This window comes from bacterium, assembly GCA_018812485.1.
Taxonomy (GTDB): Bacteria; JAHJDO01; JAHJDO01; order JAHJDO01; family JAHJDO01; genus JAHJDO01.
Window position 1 is genome coordinate 44,238 of sequence record JAHJDO010000119.1, and the last position, 16,352, is coordinate 60,589.

Annotated in this window: 18 protein-coding genes and 1 riboswitch; of the genes, 4 read left to right on the plus strand and 14 right to left on the minus strand. The window is 37.4% G+C overall.

The window, feature by feature from the left end; genetic code table 11:
* Positions 1-16 precede the first annotated feature (16 nt).
* The 13 genes from clpX to ribD all read right to left on the minus strand — a co-directional run bounded on the left by clpX (position 17) and on the right by ribD (position 11,624).
* A complete protein-coding gene (clpX, locus tag KKC91_09930; GenBank protein ID MBU0478870.1) occupies positions 17-1,249 on the minus strand; it encodes an ATP-dependent Clp protease ATP-binding subunit ClpX in 1,233 nt (410 codons plus the stop codon).
* On the minus strand, positions 1,246-1,818 hold the full coding sequence (gene amaP / locus KKC91_09935) for an alkaline shock response membrane anchor protein AmaP (GenBank protein MBU0478871.1): 573 nt from the start codon (positions 1,816-1,818) through the stop codon (positions 1,246-1,248). Before amaP ends, clpX begins: the two co-directional genes overlap by 4 nt.
* A complete protein-coding gene (locus KKC91_09940) occupies positions 1,815-2,219 on the minus strand; it encodes an Asp23/Gls24 family envelope stress response protein (protein MBU0478872.1) in 405 nt (134 codons plus the stop codon). Before KKC91_09940 ends, amaP begins: the two co-directional genes overlap by 4 nt.
* 11 nt (positions 2,220-2,230) lie before the next feature.
* Entirely contained in the window at positions 2,231-3,583 is a 1,353-nt protein-coding gene (gene accC, locus KKC91_09945; protein ID MBU0478873.1) for an acetyl-CoA carboxylase biotin carboxylase subunit, read from the minus strand.
* A 13-nt stretch (positions 3,584-3,596) separates the two neighbouring features.
* A complete protein-coding gene (gene accB / locus KKC91_09950; GenBank protein MBU0478874.1) occupies positions 3,597-4,040 on the minus strand; it encodes an acetyl-CoA carboxylase biotin carboxyl carrier protein in 444 nt (147 codons plus the stop codon).
* 60 nt (positions 4,041-4,100) lie between these two features.
* On the minus strand, positions 4,101-4,658 hold the full coding sequence (gene efp / locus KKC91_09955) for an elongation factor P (GenBank protein MBU0478875.1): 558 nt from the start codon (positions 4,656-4,658) through the stop codon (positions 4,101-4,103).
* Between the two features lie 13 nt (positions 4,659-4,671).
* Entirely contained in the window at positions 4,672-5,748 is a 1,077-nt protein-coding gene (locus KKC91_09960; GenBank protein ID MBU0478876.1) for a Xaa-Pro peptidase family protein, read from the minus strand.
* Entirely contained in the window at positions 5,741-7,543 is a 1,803-nt protein-coding gene (locus KKC91_09965; protein ID MBU0478877.1) for an O-antigen ligase family protein, read from the minus strand. The genes KKC91_09960 and KKC91_09965 overlap by 8 nt, the downstream gene beginning before the upstream one ends.
* On the minus strand, positions 7,536-7,988 hold the full coding sequence (gene nusB / locus KKC91_09970) for a transcription antitermination factor NusB (protein ID MBU0478878.1): 453 nt from the start codon (positions 7,986-7,988) through the stop codon (positions 7,536-7,538). Before nusB ends, KKC91_09965 begins: the two co-directional genes overlap by 8 nt.
* Positions 7,989-8,456, minus strand: coding sequence for a 6,7-dimethyl-8-ribityllumazine synthase (ribE, locus tag KKC91_09975; protein MBU0478879.1), 468 nt, complete (start codon positions 8,454-8,456; stop codon positions 7,989-7,991).
* A 199-nt stretch (positions 8,457-8,655) separates the two neighbouring features.
* On the minus strand, positions 8,656-9,867 hold the full coding sequence (locus KKC91_09980; protein MBU0478880.1) for a bifunctional 3,4-dihydroxy-2-butanone-4-phosphate synthase/GTP cyclohydrolase II: 1,212 nt from the start codon (positions 9,865-9,867) through the stop codon (positions 8,656-8,658).
* A gap of 2 nt (positions 9,868-9,869) precedes the next feature.
* Positions 9,870-10,499, minus strand: coding sequence for a riboflavin synthase (locus tag KKC91_09985; protein ID MBU0478881.1), 630 nt, complete (start codon positions 10,497-10,499; stop codon positions 9,870-9,872).
* Positions 10,500-10,517: 18 nt separating this feature from the next.
* Complete coding sequence (gene ribD, locus KKC91_09990) at positions 10,518-11,624, minus strand: bifunctional diaminohydroxyphosphoribosylaminopyrimidine deaminase/5-amino-6-(5-phosphoribosylamino)uracil reductase RibD (GenBank protein MBU0478882.1); 1,107 nt, start codon at positions 11,622-11,624, stop codon at positions 10,518-10,520.
* A gap of 61 nt (positions 11,625-11,685) precedes the next feature.
* Positions 11,686-11,842, minus strand: a riboswitch (FMN riboswitch).
* A gap of 125 nt (positions 11,843-11,967) precedes the next feature.
* Between ribD and KKC91_09995 the strand changes: the two genes are divergently transcribed.
* The 4 genes from KKC91_09995 to KKC91_10010 all read left to right on the plus strand — a co-directional run bounded on the left by KKC91_09995 (position 11,968) and on the right by KKC91_10010 (position 15,469).
* A complete protein-coding gene (locus KKC91_09995; GenBank protein ID MBU0478883.1) occupies positions 11,968-12,207 on the plus strand; it encodes a hypothetical protein in 240 nt (79 codons plus the stop codon).
* A 77-nt stretch (positions 12,208-12,284) separates the two neighbouring features.
* Positions 12,285-12,902: a hypothetical protein gene (locus KKC91_10000; GenBank protein ID MBU0478884.1), complete on the plus strand. Its 618-nt coding sequence runs from the start codon at positions 12,285-12,287 to the stop codon at positions 12,900-12,902.
* Entirely contained in the window at positions 12,893-14,275 is a 1,383-nt protein-coding gene (locus KKC91_10005; protein ID MBU0478885.1) for an MBL fold metallo-hydrolase, read from the plus strand. The genes KKC91_10000 and KKC91_10005 overlap by 10 nt, the downstream gene beginning before the upstream one ends.
* 24 nt (positions 14,276-14,299) lie before the next feature.
* Positions 14,300-15,469 (plus strand): permease, encoded by a 1,170-nt coding sequence (locus tag KKC91_10010; GenBank protein ID MBU0478886.1) that lies wholly within the window; start codon positions 14,300-14,302, stop codon positions 15,467-15,469.
* 45 nt (positions 15,470-15,514) lie between these two features.
* Here KKC91_10010 and KKC91_10015 read toward each other — a convergent pair whose 3' ends face one another.
* Positions 15,515-16,144: an arylesterase gene (locus KKC91_10015; protein ID MBU0478887.1), complete on the minus strand. Its 630-nt coding sequence runs from the start codon at positions 16,142-16,144 to the stop codon at positions 15,515-15,517.
* Positions 16,145-16,352: the final 208 nt, after the last annotated feature.

Below are 16,352 nucleotides of genomic sequence, written 5' to 3' on the forward strand. Positions count from 1 at the left end.
AATAAGAGGAAATCTATCAGGCAATTTTTGTTTTCTTTCCGGTTATAATAATAGGCGGGATTTTTTTATTGATCACATCTCCAGATATAATACATTCTTCAACATCTTCTCTTGAAGGAATATCATACATAATCTCGAGCATAACATCTTCTATTACAGAACGCAGTCCTCTAGCACCTGTTCCAAGTTTAACAGCTTGCTCAGCAATAAGAGAAATTGCTTCTTTTGTAAAAGTTAATTTCACATTTTCCATTGAGAAAAACTTTTTAAATTGCTTTGTTAACGCATTCTTAGGTTTAATCAATATATCTATGAGAGCTGATTTATCCAATTTATTCAGAATCCCTATTATAGGCAGTCTGCCAACAAATTCAGGAATTAATCCAAATTTTATTAAATCTTCCGGCAGTAAGTTTTTCAACATATCCTGTTTCTCCGCTCTTGAACTGCCTCTAAACCCAATAGTTCCCTTTCCTGCCCTTGCCTGGACTATTTTATCCAAACTATTAAATGTGCCTCCGCAAATGAATAGTATATTGGATGTATTTACTTGAATATACTTCTGCTGAGGATGTTTCCTTCCTCCCTGCGGAGGAATGTTTGCAACACTGCCTTCGACTAATTTAAGCAAGGACTGCTGTACACCCTCTCCTGAAACGTCTCTGGTAATAGATATATTATCTGTGGTACGAGCAATTTTATCTATTTCATCTATGTAGATAATACCTCTTTCAGCTTTTTTTACATTAAAGTCTGCTGCATGGAGAAGCTTCAGAATTATGTTCTCAACATCTTCTCCAACATACCCTGCTTCAGTAAGAGTTGTTGCATCTGCAATGGCAAACGGAACATTGATGATTCTTGCCAAAGTCCTGGCAAGTAGAGTCTTTCCACATCCGGTAGGCCCAATAAGAAGAACATTGCTCTTCTCCAGTTCAACATCATCTAATTTAGCACTGGCTTTTATTCTTTTATAGTGATTATGAACCGCTACAGCCAGAATTTTTTTTGCTTTTTCCTGACCAATAATATATTGATCCAACGCCTTTTTTATATTTACCGGTTTTGGTATAGAAATTTCTCTTTCCTCATCATCACTACGATGTTTCTGTCCCTGTTTCAGTATATTATTGCAAAGAAGAATGCACTCGTCACAAATATAGGCATCTGTTCCTGCAACAAGCTTGCTCACTTCCATTTGCGCCTTGCCGCAAAAAGAACATTTCGGAAATTTTGAATCTTCCATCATTTAATGTCCTCTTCGTCTCTCTTGACCTCAGACTTAGCTATTTTAGTCACATATATTTCTACGGAGGTAAGATCCTTAATACCAAGTACATCACCCACATAGTTTTTTATAGACTCTTGCAGCTTACTGGTAGAGGATGGAATATCTACATCTGATTTTAATATCACCTTACTCTTTATTTGCAAACCGTTTTTAGTTATATAAACCTTTGGAATAAGATCTTTTATTTCCTTAATTTCCAATCCTCGTCTTCTTACGAACCCTTCTATGGCGCTAAACGCAACCTTTACTTTTCCGTTAGAATTCTCAAACGAAAACGCCTGCTCTTTCCTCAGCCTGAAACACGAGACACAAATCTGAATTATACTTAAAAGCACAAATAGTGCCCCTGTACAACCAATGGCCATCTTTATATCCTTGTCCGCATAAAATTCTCCAAGTGCTTTATAACCATCTTCAATAAAAACCTGTGGCGAGATATAAAACATAACAAGAAGCAACCCGACAATTAAAAGCACAAGAATCGAAAATGCCGCAATTAGTCTAGTGCCTATTCCCTGATCACTCATTTCTTCTCCTTTACTTTGTCCTGTTTGACAGATTCTTTTTTCTCTTTAGGGAAATGAATACCTCCCACATTAATATTGACCTTTGACACGGCAAGTCCGCTCATTTTCTCAACCTGCTTCTTCACATTTTGCTGAATCTGCAGAGCCACTTCAGGAATCTGCACCCCGTACTTAACAACAATAGCCAGTGTAATGTTAACCTCTTTTTCCCCAATCTCTACCTTCACACCTTTGTCCGCGCCTTTTTTACCAAATATCTCCGTAATCCCTCCAACAATACCCTCGTTCATACAGGTAACGCCCGGAATCTCTGTAGCCGCCATACCTGCAATGACTGCTACTACTTCATTGTTTATCCTGACTGTTCCCAAACTATTCTTTACTCCACGTTCTTCTTCCATAACATCTCCCTTCATTTTTGTTCTTTTTTTAATAAATTTTCCACAAAATCAGTGGATATGACTCCTTTTTGAAAAGCAGTGTCGCTAAAAACCAGTTTATGAAAATCAATGGTTGTTTTTATGCCATTTATTACATATTCATCCAATGCCCTCTGCATTCTTTCAATGGCCTGACTTCTATCCTCTGCCAGCACAATTAATTTACTTATTAGTGAATCGTAAAATGGCTGTACAGAGTAGCTATTATACACGTAACTATCCACTCTTATTCCTGGACCACCCGGGGAATGATAACCTGTAATTACACCTGGTGATGGTAAAAATCCATTTTTAACATCTTCAGCATTTATTCTGCATTCTATTGCCCATCCACGTCGCTGTATGCTGTCCTGCGTATATTGCAATTTTTCTCCAGCAGCTATTTTTATCTGTTCCTTTACAATATCAACACCAGTTACAAGCTCTGTTACTGGATGCTCTACCTGCAGCCTTGTATTCATTTCCATAAAGTAGAATCTTCCATTTTTGCCAAGCAAAAACTCCATAGTCCCAGCATTTGTGTAATTTACCTGTTTTGCTCCTGTTACAGCCATATCTCCCATTTTTGCTCTTAATTCATCTGTTACTGCTGGAGCTGGAGACTCTTCTACTAATTTCTGATGTCTGCGCTGGACTGTACAGTCTCTCTCTCCAAGATGTATAATATTTCCAAAGTTATCGCCTAATATCTGAAATTCTACATGTTTTGGCTCTTCCAGATACTTTTCAATATATATATCTGAATTTCCAAATGCTGCATTTGCTTCTGCCTGTGCAATCATAAGCAGGCTCACCAGCTTACCATCATTATGGGCTATTCTCATGCCCTTGCCGCCACCTCCAGCAGAAGCTTTTATCATTACAGGATATCCTATTTTCTTTGCCACTTCCACTGCTTCTTCTTTGTCTTTTATAATCCCATCGCTCCCTGGCATAATTGGTAATCCTGCCTTTTTCATAGTCTTTAATGCTTCTGACTTATTGCCCATCAAGCGTATTATTTCCGGCGATGGGCCTATGAACTTTATCTGACATGATTTGCATATCTCAGCAAAATGCGCATTTTCTGCAAGAAATCCATATCCAGGATGTATTGCTTCAACATCTGCTATTTCAGCAGCACTGATTATACTCGGGATATTTAGATAACTATCCTTCGAAGATGCAGGACCTATGCATATTGCCTCGTCTGCATACTGTACATGCAGAGAATCCCCATCTACATCAGAATAAACAGCAACAGTCTTTATACCAAGCTCCTTACACGCCCTTATAATCCTGACAGCTATTTCGCCTCTATTTGCAATGAGTATTTTAGAAAACATATACTTAAAATCCCTATTCTGGTTTTACTAGAAACAAAGTCTGTCCAAACTCTACAGGCTGGCCATTATTAACAAGTATCTTTACTATCCGTCCGTTAACATCAGCCTTTATTTCATTCATCAACTTCATTGCTTCAATTATACATACAACTGTATCTTCAGTCACCTTTGAATCAATATCGACAAATGGGTCTACATCTGGAGCTGGTGCTTTATAAAATGTCCCTACCATTGGAGTTTTAATCTCAACAAGCCCTTCATTTTTCTCTTCAACTTTGCCTATATCTGGTCCAATTGATTCTGCAACTGATATATGCGGTTGTGCTGCTATATGCCTTACTTCAGGTTCTGAGTGCCGCTTAAGCCTGATCTTTGCATCCTCTCTCTCTATTTCAAGTTCTTCTATATCCGCCTCTTGAAATATCGCAATAATTTCCTTTAACTCTTTAATATTCATTATTCGCCTCCTTACCTCTGGATTATATTGTTTCAACCAATATTTGTCAAAATAAAAGGGCTAAACTCTTTCCATATAGTTTCGAGTTCTTGTGTCAATTTTTAGCATATCCCCCTGGTTTATAAAAACAGGAACTTGTATAACAGCCCCTGTCTCAAGAGTTGCAGGCTTAGATCCACCTGAAGCTGTGTCTCCCTTTTTGCTGGGCGATGTGTCGGTAACTTTTAAGTTTACAAAGTTTGGCATTTCCACATTAACAAGTTTGTCTTCACAGTAGATGCCTGTTAACTCGCATTCCTCTTTGAGAAATTCCGCATTCTCGCCTATGATTATCCTGCTTATTGGCATTTGTTCGTATGTATTAAGATCCATAAAATAGTAATCGTCTCCTGAATTATAAATATACTGCAGCTTCTTTTCCTCAATACGAACATCCTCTACGCTCTCTCCAGCTCTGAAGGTCTTATCTGTCACTGCGCCTGTCTTAAAATTTTTAAATTTTGTCCGCACAAACGCTCCGCCCTTACCCGGCTTCACATGCTGAAAATAAATGACAGTAAACAACTCCCCATTCATTTTTATCACATTGCCGTTTTTAATATTATTTATTGATATCATATTCTTCTCCCGTCTAAATCTCTATTATTTCTTTTGATGACTTTGTTATAATTCTATATCCATCTTCTGTTACCAACACCATGTCTTCTATCCTGATGCCGCCCCATCCCGGGATGTATATGCCAGGCTCAATTGTAAAAATCATACATGGCTGTAATACTTCATTACTCCCAGCTGATACAGCAGGAAGCTCGTGTACATCCAATCCAACACCATGACCAGTGCTATGTCCAAAGTATTCGCTATATCCTTTATCAGCTATATAATCACGCGCTGCTTTATCTATACAGGATGCTTTTATTCCCGGTCTTATACTCTGAATAGCAATTTTCTGCGCTTCTAAAACAATGTTGTAGATTTCTTTTTGTTTTACTGTTGCTTTCCCGAAAAATATGGTTCTTGTCATATCTGAGTTATAACCTGAACACACACACCCAAAGTCCAAAAGAACAATGCCATTTTTTAATAAATCCTGCGATGGCGCCCCATGAGGAAGTGATGTTCTCTCTCCTGAAAGCACTATTGTATCAAACCCCACACAAGATGACCATTTTCTTTTTGCTGTGTACTCAATCTCTTCTGCAATATCTACTTCCCTCATACCATGTTTTACAAAACCTGAAATATGTTTAAACACTTCATCACTGATTCTTGTTGCCTTTTCTATTGAAGCGATCTCTTCTCCATATTTAATAGCCCTCAATCTTTCCACTACATTCAATGTTGGCACAAGACGATTCTGTGGTAATGATTTTTTTATCTCTTTATGCTGTTTAAAGGTTATGGAATCTGACTCAAAAGCAATCTCTTCATTTTTATATTTCTTCAATACATCTCGTAACAACAAGTGTAAAGCCCCTTCTCTTTTAATGACTTTTGTATTTTTTGCCTCCTTCTGCGCCTGTTCCATATACCGAAAATCAACAATAAGACAAACCAATGTTGGAGTAATGAGTACCACACCTTCAGAGCCGGTAAAGCCTGTTAAATAAAGACAATTCCGTATGTTTGTAACAATAAAAAATTTGAGTCCTGACTTACCCAACTCCTTTCTTAGCTTTTTAATACGCTCTTTGTACATGTTACTCACGCTCTTTTTCCATCTGCTCTGCCTTTAGCAGCAAATTACCCGCTTCCTCATTCCTGCCCATAAGCCTATATATATATGCAAGATTTTTTAAATAGAACGGCTTTGTCGGATACAATTCTACGGTTTTTTCGAATTCTTTAATGCCTTCTTCTATCATTACACTGTTTCCTTTGCCTCTCATAATAAGAAGTTTTCCCAAAGCAAAGTGATAATGCGGCATATATTTATTGTGCGCTATTGCTTTTCTATAGTAATCTGTTGCTCCATCAAATCTGCCTTCCTGCTCTAATGTTTTCCCCAATAGAGAGTAGTATTGACCATTGGTTTTATCAAACCGAATTGCTGTCTCAAGTTCTTCTTCAGCAAGTCCAAGATTCTTATTGCGTAAATAATCAATTGCTCTGTCCTTATGTATCTCTGCAATTGATGGTCTGACTAAAATAACAGATATTACCCATACAACTAAAACCAAAAACATAGAAAATACTATTTTCATGCCTCTGCATCCCGAAAGCTTTCGGGATGCATCTGTGCCTTTCTTGCTTTTTGTCTTCATGGCCTCTATCATTCCTATAAACAGCCATACATTCATTGATATTCCCGGCACATAGAAACCAAAATCAACCAGACTATGGATCAAAAAAGCACCACATCCCATATACATACCAATACTTAGCGCCTTTGTATACGCAATGCGAAACGTTTTCTGCCAATTCCTAAAAAACATAATCCATACCAATAAAAAACCCAACACACCTAGCGTTCCTATCTCAGTCCAGAGCTGCAGAAAACTATTGTGTGCAAGCTGCACTTCTCTTGCCTGAGGAATCTTGTACTTTGTATAAATACTTCCAAACGTACCTATACCACTGCCAAATGGAAAGTCTCTAACCATACTGGGACATGCTTTCCAGTAATTTAACCTTACTTTAAATGAACCTAACGTGTCATAAACCATATGAGTTTTGTCAATAATTTTCAGGAACATCGCAGAGAATATAATCAGCCCAACTATTACTGATATTGAAACTATATAAAACATCTTCTTATGCCTGAATTTCCTATACATCAAAATCAGAATTGATACTAAGACCAATATTAAAAAAATCCCCCATCCTCCCTTGGAATATGTAAGATAAAGGCATAAAATAACGCTTACTGCTGCCATACTAAGCAACAACTTAGAAAAAGACTTAGAAATAAAAAATAACGCGATAGAAAGAGGCAGGACTAATAAGAGATATCCTGCTAGAGCGTTGGGATAAACAAAAGTTGAAAAAGCATGATTAACACTTAATCTGGAAGAAAAGTCCGGATGAAATTGCATATTCTGCTGAAGAATCCAGCTTCTTGTCTCCTCTAATCCCCAGAAATACTGATATATACCATAGAGAGAAACAATGGTCGTTGCTATTACCAGACATGCTGCGATTATAAAAACCTGCTTCCTTTCCTTAATAGTATTTACAACTAAAAAACACAATAAGATATTTGGAATAATAATATAGGTTTGCTTTAAGCTGGCATTAAGATTAACTGAGTATATACAGGACAAAATAATGAAAAAAGCAAAACTTAATATTGGAATATATAAGGATGTTTTAACCAGACTAAATTTACCCAGCCAGACACACTTGGTAAGCCAAACTGCTAAAATTAGTAAAATAGTAAGCTGACATACAGTATTCGACCAGGGATAGCTTATTCCGGAGACCAATGGCCTAAATAGAACGAGAAATGCCAGAAATCCTGTGCTGAGCCAGAGGGCTATTTCCTCAATTTTATTTCTATTCATTTATAGATTTCAATATTTCCCTTTTATCTTTTCTTATCCTGTCAAGAATTCCGTTAACAAATCCTCCACTATTCTCTGTACTATATTTCTTGGCCAGTTCCACTGCTTCATCAATGGATACGACATCAGGAATATCATCTCTAAAGAGTATCTCATATATAGCCATTTTTATTATGCTTTTATCTATAACTGCTACTCTGCTTATCTCCCAGTGCTCCAGATACTTCTCAAGAAGTTTATCGATTATCTCTCTATTTGCAAGTACTCCTCTAAATAAATCTTCTGCAAAATCTCTTGTATCTGATCCATATTGTTCAACATCAAGACCCGTCGGGTCAAGCTTGATAATATTTTCTATAGCCCGCTTTATATTCTTATCACTAGAAAACTCGGTTCTATATAACAATGTCAGAACAAGTTCCCTTCCTTTTCTCCTACTTCCCATTTACTTTCCTATCTCATCAAACAGATTCACCATTTCAATTGCTGAGAGAGCAGCGTCCCTGCCCTTGTTTCCGGATTTTGTTCCTGCTCTTTCAATTGCCTGCTCCAATGTATCGCAGGTAATTACACCATATATCACAGGCACTCCTGTAGAGAGAGAGACTTGACCTATTCCCTTTGTTACCTGTGAGCTTATATAGTCAAAATGAGGTGTGCCTCCGCGAATCAATGCGCCAATACAAATAACACTGTCATACTTCTTGCTTTTCGCCATCTTATCTGCTGCATACGGAATCTCAAATGATCCAGGCACCCAGGTAATAGCTATCTCTTTATCCTTAGCGCCGTGACGCTTGAGTGTGTCTATGCATGCATCCAGCATCTTTGATGTAATGAACTCATTGAACCTTGATACAACAACACCAAACTTTTTTCCTTCAACAACCAGTTTCCCTTCATACACTTTCATTTTTACCCCTCCCTTTTTTTTATTGTTAAAAACTAACTACATGCAACAAAAACATAAAATCCGAATACCGAAATCCTAAACAAATTTTAAATCCTAATTTTCAAAATTCAAAACATTGTTTTGAACATTTGCATTTTGGTCATTTGATATTGTTTCGTATTTCGTGCTTTGTGCTTCGAATTTAATCCTTTTTGTCATTTTATATATGTCTCAGTATATGCCCCAATTTTTTTTTCTTTGTCTTGAGATATTTTTTATTATACTTCGTTGGCTCAATCTCAATAGAAATCCTCTCTGTAACCTTCAGTCCATAGCCTTGCAATCCAATAATCTTCTTCGGATTATTTGTTAAGAGACGTATAGTTTTCAGTCCTAAATCCGCCAGTATCTGAGCTCCAATTCCATAATCTCTTAAATCCGGATGAAATCCGAGTTCTACATTTGCTTCAACTGTATCTAATCCCTTATCTTGAAGGCTGTACGCACGCAATTTATTTGCAAGGCCAATCCCCCTGCCCTCTTGAGACATATAAAGAAGGACTCCCTCATCTTGCTTTTGGATTTTTGTTAATGATTGAGATAACTGCTCCCCGCAATCACATCTTAAAGATCCTAATATATCTCCTGTTAAGCATTGTGAGTGCACTCTTACAAGCACATTCTTTTTATTTTTAATATCTCCCTTTACAAGTGCGATATGGACTGAGTGATCTATCGTACTCTCATAAGCAATAAGCCTAAATTGCCCATATCTGGTTGGTAGTTTCGTCTCCACAATCCTTCTGATTAATTTCCCAAATTTTCTCTTATATTTAATCAGGTCAGCTATTGTACATATCTTCAAATCGTATTGTCTTGCAAATTTCCTAAGATCAGGAACTCTTGACATGGTTCCGTCTTCATTCATTATTTCGCAAATCACACCGGCGGGATATAATCCAGCCAGCTCTGCTAGGTCCAAAGATGCCTCCGTATGCCCGGCTCTTTCCAACACACCTCCAGCCTTAGCTTTTAAAGGGAAAATATGTCCAGGCCTTGTTAAATCATCCGGCTTTGTCTTGAAGTCTATAAGTCTTTTTATAGTCAATGCTCTATCATGAGCCGATATACCTGTTGTTATGCCTTTTTTTGCATCAACTGATACTGTAAAAGCCGTATCCAGCCGGTCGGAACTATCAGGCACCATAGCGTCAATTTTTAACTCTTTCAGGCGTTTTTCTGTCATAGGAACACAAATTAGGCCCCTGCCATGCTTTGCCATAAAATTAATTCCGTCTGAAGTTATCTTCTCTGCTGCTATAACTAGATCTCCTTCGTTTTCCCTATTCTCATCATCTACTACAATAACAAATTTCCCTTCTTTAATATCCTTTATTACCTGCAGTATTGTATTGAACTTATATTTTTCCATATTTAGGTTATCCCTTTATCTTCTAAAAAATTCATATCTATCTTTTTAGTCTTCTCTTTTATAAGTTTTGCAACATGCTTTCCCAATATATCCACCTCTAAATTAACTACATTCCCTCTTTTCTTATTGCCCAATGTCGTAGTACTGATGGTATGTGGAATAAGTGCGGCTTTGAAACTCCTTTTATAAACTCCAGCAACTGTCAAACTTACCCCATCAATAGCTATGGAACCCTTCTCAACAATATAGGTCATAATCTCATCATTTGTTTCTACTTCAAGAATTCCCCCAGAGCCAAGAACTGTGGATATAATAGTTCCTGTATTATCAATATGTCCCAGAACAAAATGCCCGCTTAATTGATCTCCAACACGTAGAGGTCTCTCAATATTAACTCTGTCTCCCATACGCAATAAATCAAGATTCGTCCTCTGTAAAGTTTCATTAATTACATCCACTGAGAAATCTCTCTTCTCTATTTTTGTAATAGTTAAACAAACCCCATTAACCGCAATACTATCTCCTATGTTTGAGCTCTCTATGCTTTTCGATGCAATGGTAAATTCCCGCGTCTGAGCACTCTTTTTTATTCTAAGAATACTACCTATTTCCTGAATTATTCCTGTAAACATAATATTACCAGTCCGGTATCACCAGTTCGGATATCCTTCTATCATTATATCATCTTTAAACCTTCTGACTCTAACATCTTTTAGGGAAACTGCATTTTTTATCTTACTTACTCCCCTGCTCACAAAAGGAACTAATGCCGTCTTTCCCCCTATTATTTTGGGACAAATAAAAGCATAAATTCTGTCTATTGCTCCATTCTCTATAAATGATGATATCACTCTTGAGCCCCCTTCAACAAGGATGCTTGCAATGCCTTTTTTACCTAATCTAACAAGCAGGTCATAAATATCAACCACTTTATTTTTATCCATTTTGCAACACATTATTTCAATCCCCATTTGTTTCAGTTTTGCTACATTGGAGTTAGGAGCTTTTTCTGTAACTGCAACGATAGTAACTGCTTCTCTAGTATCCAAAATTCTTGATTTTATAGGAATCCTTGCGCTACTGTCCAATATTATCCTTATTGGCATTCTATCTGTAATACCGCCGTGTCTTGGTGTAAGACGAGGATTATCCTTAATAACAGTACCTACTCCAACAAGAACTGCATCAGAGATACTTCTTAACCTGTGCACAAACCTTCTGGATTTATCATTGCTTATCCATTTTGAATCACCTGTTCTTGTGGCAATTTTACCATCAATGCTCATTGCATATTTAACTGTAACAAATGGCAGTTTAGTTGTTATATATTTGATATAAACCTTGTTAAGTTCCTTTGCTTCTTTTTCCATAACTCCGCACACAACCTGAATATTGGCACTTTCTAGTGCTCGCATACCACTGCCTTTTACTAATGGATTCGGATCTATCATCCCCATTACTACTCGGCTCAATCCATTTTTAATAATAGCCGGCACACACGGAGGTGTTTTTTTATTGGTATGCACACATGGTTCCAAATTCACATACAATGTTCCATGCCTTACCTTTTTACCAGCATCTTCAATAGCACAAACCTCTGCATGATTCGCTCCAGCACGCACATGATATCCTCTTCCGGCAATCTGTCCATTTTTAACAATAAGTGCTCCTACCATCGGATTAGGAGATGTATACCCCTCTCCTTTCTTTGCCAAGGCTAAAACCAGTTTCATAAATTTTATATCTTCGTTAATCATTTAATTCCTACAGCTAAACCAAAAAAAATCCCGAACTTCTTCGGGATTAAACTAGCTCAAACTCTATCTTCTTCCATCCAGACTATACTGTCGGCCACGGTCTCTCACCGTATCAATCCTGTCCCTGCACAATTACAGAAACCAGAACTTGCGGGCTTTCTTCAACAACAAAAAGATTTACCGCCGGTAGGGATTCTCACCCTGCCCCGAAGACATGTTTATAATAGCAAATTCAGTTCCTAAATGTCAATCAATTTAAAAATGTGGTAATTTTTTCTTGAGTTATAGCCTGAAAAAGTGTTAAATATAACTGCCTTTAATACTGAAAGGATATGGAAGGGACATGGTCAGAGAGAAAAACTGGAGAAAGATACTACTTGGATTAGGTCTTGATAATAAGGATGGTCATAAGCGGTTTACAAAAGGCTATAATTTCTATCTGGTAGGCGGTTCTGAAGACACGCATAAGACAATGCAGGAAAAATCAATAAAGTTTAATGAACAGCTTAAAAAACGCGGAAAGACTTTAGACGACATAAATAAAAAAGAGTTTTATGAGATTGCTGATAAAATAGGCTTATAGATGCCTGATGACAAGAACAAAAAATCAAAGTTTTGAATAATCGAATAACATTTCGCTATACAAATAACTCTGCAGTTATGATCAGTTGTAAGAGAAATTTCAATAAACATACTATTCGATTACATAACATGTTTAAAAATGCCCCTGAATATGTTCTTGATGCAATACTTAAGATATACACTCGCCTCACAAGAAAAAGCACACGTGCCGCGTGCAGGAAAGTAATAAGGAATTTTATAGCCCAAAACCAGCATAGAATAGTATGCAAATCAAAAACTTGCGGAATCTTGCCAGATCCAGTTGGCAAGGTGTTTAATCTTGGAGAAATTTACAACAACCTAAATAGCGAATATTTCAGCGGTAATCTGGATATTCATATCACGTGGTCACGTAAACCTAATAAACGACTTATGGGAACATGGAAAGATACAGGATCAGAAAAAAATCTTATAAGAATTAATCGGCTTCTCGATACCAAAAAAGTTCCCCCGTACTACATTAACTATTTAGTTTATCACGAAATGCTGCATGAGGTATTTAAACAAAAAATGGTTAATGGCAGGATACAAAGACATCCAAAAGAACTTAGAAAAACTGAAAGGAATTTCCCTTTATATAAAAAAGCATGTGCATGGCAAAAGGACCATCTTTTAAATTTCATAAAACAGATATCAGGAGGTTATATATGGCAATAAAATTTAAATTTTGCGGTGGTGTTGGAACAGTAAGCGGTTCCATGCATTTAGCAACTACCGATAAATCTGCAGTTCTCATAGACTGCGGCCTTTTTCACGGACACAGGGATGAGTATTATGCTGTAAATTCCACGTTCCCTATTAATCCATCGGATCTGGATTGTTGTATAATATCGCATGCCCACATCGATCACTGCGGAAATTTTCCAACACTTGTAAATAAAGGGTTCAGAAAAAAGGCATATTTGACTCCTTCCACAATGGAGCTCTGCCAGTATATGCTGCCGGATAGCGGGCATATTCAGGAGGAAGATATAAAATATGTGAATAAAATAAACCTGCGAAGAGGACGCCCGCCAAGAGAAGCGCTTTACACAAGATATGACGCTGAAAATTCTTTGAGGTATCTTTACGCTCTTGATTATCACAAAAAACAGAGAGTGACAGAGGATATGGAGCTTACATTCTTTGATGCAGGTCATATCCTGGGCTCTTCTATACCGACAGTTGATATTTCTGCTAATGGCAAAATAATACGTATCGCTTACGCTGTAGATCTTGGACGTCCGAATCTGCCGTATATTGGAAATCCGGAAATACCCAAAAATATTGACTATCTTATAATTGAAAGCACGTACGGAGGCCGTAAACATTCTCCTATAGAAGAAACAGAGAAGAAGCTCATGGAAGTTGTGAATAAGACCGTAGCTCGCGGTGGAAAGATTATTGTCCCGTCATTTGCTCTGGAAAGAACTCAGGAGGTTATATATTTCCTATCACGGCTTTTGAGAGAAAGAAAAATAAAAGAGATACCAATATACGTGGACAGCCCGCTCGCTGTGAAGGTAACAAAAGTTTTTGAAAATAACAGGGATTACTTTAGCAAGGAAATTCAGGATATGGACCCTCTTGCAAGTGAGAACATAACATACATAGAGGATGTTGAACAATCAAAGCAATTACATAATAAAAGAGGCCCTATGGTTATTATATCTGCATCCGGCACATGTGAACACGGAAGAATTCTTCACCATCTAAAAAACAATATAGAAAATCCATATAATACCATCGTTATTGTAGGATACATGCCTCAAAATACTCTCGGAAGAAGGATTGTTGAACATGACAGGCCGACTGTCAACATTTTTGGAAGACCGTATGAACTAAAGGCAGAGGTCGTTGTTGTTGATTCTTTTAGCGCACATGCAGACAGTGATTACCTGGTTCAGTATGTTAACGAAACCAGAGATTCTCTCAAGAAGGTGTTCATTGTCCACGGCGACCCTGAGCAATCTGAAAAGTTGAAAGAAAGACTGGTTTCTCTTAATGTTGAAAGCATGATACCGGAAAAGAACGAAACAGTATGCCTTTAGTAATTTGAGGATTTATAAATTTATATGGCTAAGGATCCTATTTGCGGAATGACGGTTAACGAAAAGGACGGCTTACGCATTACACACGCCGGAAACACTTATTTTTTCTGCAGTAAAAACTGCATGAACAAATTTGCAAAAGAAAATAATATTTTAACCTGCGACACGATCTCCTGTGGCAGAGACCAAAAGAACTCTATCTATAAAAACAAAAATTTTATTGTCGTCTTGATCTTACTTTCTGTCGTCTTCCTGTCTTACGTGGTTCCGTTGCTTGAGCCTTTTAGAATTGCGCTGTGGGAATATTTTAAAATTATATGGTGGGCGATATTGTTAGGCTTTTTTCTTGGCGGCATAATAGATCATTATGTTCCCCGGGAATATGTCTCGCACCTCCTTGCGCAACCGAAAAAAAAGACTATTTTTTATTCTGTTTTTCTTGGCTTTCTGATGAGCGCTTGCTCGCACGGCATACTGGCTCTCGCAATACAGCTTCATAAAAAAGGCGCGTCAAATGCTGCGACTGTCGCGTTTTTACTCGCTTCTCCATGGGCAAATGTGGCCGTGACTATAATGCTTATAGGTTTTTTTGGGATAAAAGCACTATATATAGTCTTTTCAGCAATTATAATTGCTATCAATACAGGCTTTATCTTTCAGTTACTTGAGAGAAAAAATATTATTGGAAAAAACATGAATCAACTAGAATACAATAAGGATTTCTCTATAAAAAAAGATATCAAAAACCGGCTTAAAAAATACAGACTATCACGGCAGACCCTGCAAAGTGATATAAAGGGAGTTTATCAAGGAGCGATATCTCTGAGCAATATGGTATTATGGTGGATACTTATAGGCATTGGGATTTCTTCTATCGCGGGAGCATACATACCTTCCCACATTTTCCAGAACTATATGAACGCTTCTATTGGCGGTCTTTTTGTAACATTACTCGTTGCCACTGTTATTGAAGTATGTTCCGAAGGCTCCGCTCCAATGGCTTTTGAGATATTCAAACAAACACATGCTATTGGAAACAGCCTTGTATTTCTTATGGCCGGCGTAGCAACCGACTATACGGAGATAGGTCTTCTATGGCATAATGTTGGCAAAAAAACGGCTCTATGGCTGCCTATCATAACTGTTCCGCAAGTAATTATTTTGGGATGGATAGCAAATATCATTTTCAAATAGCTCTCATAACAAAATAATCTAAGTGTGTCTTGGGTGGTTTGAGATTTACAAATACTGCTTCAGTAGAGCATATACCTGCTCGGCAATAAGCTCATATCCTTTATCAGAGGGATGGATGTGGTCACTCATCATATCAGGTTTACCAAGTATTTTATCGTAGATATCTGGGATAACAAGCGTGCCATGTTTTTTTGCGATTTTCACAAATCTCTTTTTGTAACTTGTACCCATTAAAGATGGCTGGATACCAAGCACTAACCCCAAAGCTCCTTTTTCCTGAATTCTGGTTATAATCAGTTCCAGATTTTCAAAGGTTTTCTCCATAGGAACGGTTTTTCTCAGTGCATCATTGCCGCCAAATTCCACAATAACAATTTTGGGATCCATATCCAGCACATCCCTTTGAAGTCTTCTGATTGCATCTTCGGTTGTATCTCCCCCTACTCCTGCGTTGATTACTGGCAGCCCTAATTTCTTACTGAGTAAAGATGGATAGTCCCATCCTTCCGATGCTCCAAGACCTTCAGTTATACTGTTTCCAAAGCATATGATATTAGTTCCCTCTGGACGGCTGTTTTTAATTTCCCAGTGATTAGTTCTTCCACATCCTGCAGTAAAAGATAATAGAAAAATCAGTTCTATACTTAATAAGGATATCTTTTTTATATTCAACATGTTATTTGATATTATATACTAATTACGCAACATTGCCGAGCTATTTTCCCAACCAACCCAACCAACCCGGTAATGCAAGAAGTTTTATGCAAATTCATACTATCAATCTCTCCTAAGGACTGTAAATTATCAGTCATCTCCTAAATTGTTTATGCTACTTCTCTTCACCTTGTGGATACTGCCGTTCTGTGTATAACTCTTCGAGTTA

What these genes read in the sequence shown, in the direction of transcription:
- clpX (MBU0478870.1), bottom strand. Translation starts at nt 1,249, where the DNA reads ATGATGGAAGATTCAAAATTTCCGAAATGTTCTTTTTGCGGCAAGGCG.
- amaP (MBU0478871.1), bottom strand. Translation starts at nt 1,818, where the DNA reads ATGAGTGATCAGGGAATAGGCACTAGACTAATTGCGGCATTTTCGATT.
- KKC91_09940 (MBU0478872.1), bottom strand. Translation starts at nt 2,219, where the DNA reads ATGGAAGAAGAACGTGGAGTAAAGAATAGTTTGGGAACAGTCAGGATA.
- accC (MBU0478873.1), bottom strand. Translation starts at nt 3,583, where the DNA reads ATGTTTTCTAAAATACTCATTGCAAATAGAGGCGAAATAGCTGTCAGG.
- accB (MBU0478874.1), bottom strand. Translation starts at nt 4,040, where the DNA reads ATGAATATTAAAGAGTTAAAGGAAATTATTGCGATATTTCAAGAGGCG.
- efp (MBU0478875.1), bottom strand. Translation starts at nt 4,658, where the DNA reads ATGATATCAATAAATAATATTAAAAACGGCAATGTGATAAAAATGAAT.
- KKC91_09965 (MBU0478877.1), bottom strand. Translation starts at nt 7,543, where the DNA reads ATGAATAGAAATAAAATTGAGGAAATAGCCCTCTGGCTCAGCACAGGA.
- nusB (MBU0478878.1), bottom strand. Translation starts at nt 7,988, where the DNA reads ATGGGAAGTAGGAGAAAAGGAAGGGAACTTGTTCTGACATTGTTATAT.
- ribE (MBU0478879.1), bottom strand. Translation starts at nt 8,456, where the DNA reads ATGAAAGTGTATGAAGGGAAACTGGTTGTTGAAGGAAAAAAGTTTGGT.
- KKC91_09980 (MBU0478880.1), bottom strand. Translation starts at nt 9,867, where the DNA reads ATGGAAAAATATAAGTTCAATACAATACTGCAGGTAATAAAGGATATT.
- KKC91_09985 (MBU0478881.1), bottom strand. Translation starts at nt 10,499, where the DNA reads ATGTTTACAGGAATAATTCAGGAAATAGGTAGTATTCTTAGAATAAAA.
- ribD (MBU0478882.1), bottom strand. Translation starts at nt 11,624, where the DNA reads ATGATTAACGAAGATATAAAATTTATGAAACTGGTTTTAGCCTTGGCA.
- KKC91_09995 (MBU0478883.1), top strand. Translation starts at nt 11,968, where the DNA reads ATGGTCAGAGAGAAAAACTGGAGAAAGATACTACTTGGATTAGGTCTT.
- KKC91_10000 (MBU0478884.1), top strand. Translation starts at nt 12,285, where the DNA reads ATGATCAGTTGTAAGAGAAATTTCAATAAACATACTATTCGATTACAT.
- KKC91_10005 (MBU0478885.1), top strand. Translation starts at nt 12,893, where the DNA reads ATGGCAATAAAATTTAAATTTTGCGGTGGTGTTGGAACAGTAAGCGGT.
- KKC91_10010 (MBU0478886.1), top strand. Translation starts at nt 14,300, where the DNA reads ATGGCTAAGGATCCTATTTGCGGAATGACGGTTAACGAAAAGGACGGC.
- KKC91_10015 (MBU0478887.1), bottom strand. Translation starts at nt 16,144, where the DNA reads ATGTTGAATATAAAAAAGATATCCTTATTAAGTATAGAACTGATTTTT.